Origin of the sequence: Pedomonas sp., from assembly GCF_036515995.1 — a bacterium.
Taxonomy (GTDB): Bacteria; Pseudomonadota; Alphaproteobacteria; order Sphingomonadales; family Sphingomonadaceae; genus Pedomonas.
Genome location: NZ_DATBUP010000018.1, coordinates 1 through 2,420, shown reverse-complemented (window position 1 = coordinate 2,420; position 2,420 = coordinate 1). Strand labels below are relative to the sequence as shown.

Annotated in this window: 1 protein-coding gene; it reads right to left on the bottom strand. The window is 64.0% G+C overall.

Features of this window, described 5'->3' with window-relative positions; genetic code table 11:
* Nucleotides 1-2,366, bottom strand: a 2,366-nt coding sequence (locus VIG90_RS01795; RefSeq protein ID WP_331591710.1) for an efflux RND transporter permease subunit, incomplete at its 3' end; no start/stop codon positions are given.
* Nucleotides 2,367-2,420 lie beyond the last annotated feature (54 nt).

Here is a 2,420-nt window from a genome sequence, read left to right as displayed (position 1 = left end):
AGGTCTAGAATATCCGTCGGCGTCATGCGCTGCGCGGCCTCTGCCTGCAACAGCACGCGCAGCACGCGGCCTTCCCGATTGAAGTCGTTGGCGTAGCCGGACCCGAAGGCGATGGCGAGCGTGTTGTTGATATCTCCAATGTTGACGCCAAGCGCGCGGGCCTGAATGCGATCCACCAGCACTCTCACCTGCGGGCTGTCCTGCAACCCTTCCGGCCGCACGCCGGAGAGGACCGGACTTTGCGCGGCAAGACCCAGCAGCTGGTTCTGCGCCGCAATGAGCGCCGCGTGACCCTGCCCGGTACGGTCCTGCAACCGGAAGCTGAAGCCGCTGGCCGTGCCCAGTTCAGGAATCGCCGGCGGGCTCAGCGCGAAGATCATGGCCTCCTTGATCTGGGCGAGCGCGCCCATCGCCTTGCCAGCCACGGTGGAGGCGTGGTTTTCAGTTCCCGGCCGCTCGTCCCAGTCCTTGAGGTCGATGAACATCATGGCGGCGTTCTGGCCGCTGCCGAAAAAGCTGAAGCCGAGGATACCGATGACGCCGTCAACCTGGGGTTGGGAGAGATAATAGTCCTCCGCCTGCTCCACTACGGCGAGGGTGCGCTGCTGCGTTGCCCCAGGTGGTGCCTGAATGACAGTGATGAGGAAGCCCTGATCCTCCTCAGGCAGGAAGCTGCTCGGCAGGGACGTGAACAGCCAGGCCACGACCGCGGTCAGCAGGGCATAGACCGCCATCCACCGCAGCGGACGGCGGACGAGACTCCCGATCCGGCTTTGGTAACGGTCGGTCGTACGCCCGAACCAGCGGTTGAAGCCGCCGAAGAACCGGCCCAGCAAACCCTGCTTCTGCTCGCCATGGCCGTGCGTCGGCTTGAGCATGAGAGCGCACAGGGCGGGCGTCAGCGTCAGTGCCAGCAGCGCCGAGAAGGCGATGGAGAGCGCCAGCGTGATCGAGAACTGCCGGTAGATTCCGCCCACCGTGCCGGGGAAGAAGGCCATGGGAATGAACACCGCCACCAGCACCAGCGTGATGCCGATGATGGCTCCCACAATCTGTCCCATGGCCTTGTAGGTCGCCTCGCGCGGGGAAAGGCCCTCCTCGGTCATGATGCGCTCGACGTTCTCGATCACGACGATAGCGTCATCGACGAGAATGCCGATGGCCAGCACCATGGCGAACAGGCTGAGCACATTGATCGAGTAACCCAGCGCCGCTAGTCCCACGCATGCCCCCAGAAGCGCAACCGGCACCACGATGGTGGGGATGATGGTCGCTCGCAGGTTCTGCAGGAACAGATACATCACGAGGAAGACGAGGACGACCGCCTCGATCAAGGTGTGCAGCACCGATTCCACGGAGATCTGAATGAAGGGCGAGGTGTCGTAGGGCACCCGCCACGTCATGTCCTCCGGAAAATCCTTCTCCAGTTCCGCCATGCGCTGCTTCACCGCCTCGGCGGTTTCCAGCGCGTTCGCGCCGGTGGCGAGCTGAATGGCCATGCCGCCCATCGGGTTGCGGTTCAGACGAGAGGTGCTTTCATAACTCTGCGCGCCCAGTTCCACCTGCGCGACATCCGCCAGCCGTACCGCCGAGCCGTCCGGGTTGGCCCTGAGGATGATCTGGCCGAACTCCTCCGGCGTCGTCAGGCGGCGCTGGGTGATGATGGTCGCATTCAGCTGCTGGTTCGGCAGGGAAGGCTGCCCGCCGATCTGCCCGCCGGCGGACTGCGAGTTTTGCTCCTGCACGGCCGCCAGTGCCTCGGCCGGAGACATGTTGAAGCTGGCCAGTCGCTCCGGGTCGAGCCAGATGCGCATGGCGTATTCCGACCCGAACAGACGCACGTCTCCGACGCCGGGCACCCGCCGCAGCTGGTCGATGATCCGGGTGTTGGCATAGTTGCCCAGGTCCAGCGCGCTCAGCGTGCCGCCCGGCGAGGTCAGCGCCACGATCATCAGAAAGCCTGATGACGCCTGATTGACCTGAATACCCTGCCGCCGCACTTCCTCTGGAAGCCGAGCCTCCACGCGGCTCAGACGGTTCTGCACCTCCATCTGAGCCACGTCGATGTTCGTACCGCTCTCGAACGTCACCGTTATGGAGACCGAACCGTTCGAGGAACTGGTGGAACTCATGTAGAGGAAGCCCTCCACGCCGTTCAGCTCCGGCTCGATCACGGCAGTGACGTTCTGCTCCAGCGTTTCCGCATCCGCGCCCGGATAGGCGGCCGAGATGGTCAGCGATGGCGGCGCGACGGAAGGGTATTGCTCGATGGGCAATGAGCGAACCGCCAGAATACCGGCAATGGTGATGGCCAACGCGATCACAATGGCGAAGACGGGCCGGTCAATGAAGAAACGTGCGAACATTGGCCCTTTCCCGACCTCCTGCTGTACCCGGCCCCTGCGATCAGCCCCTTAATT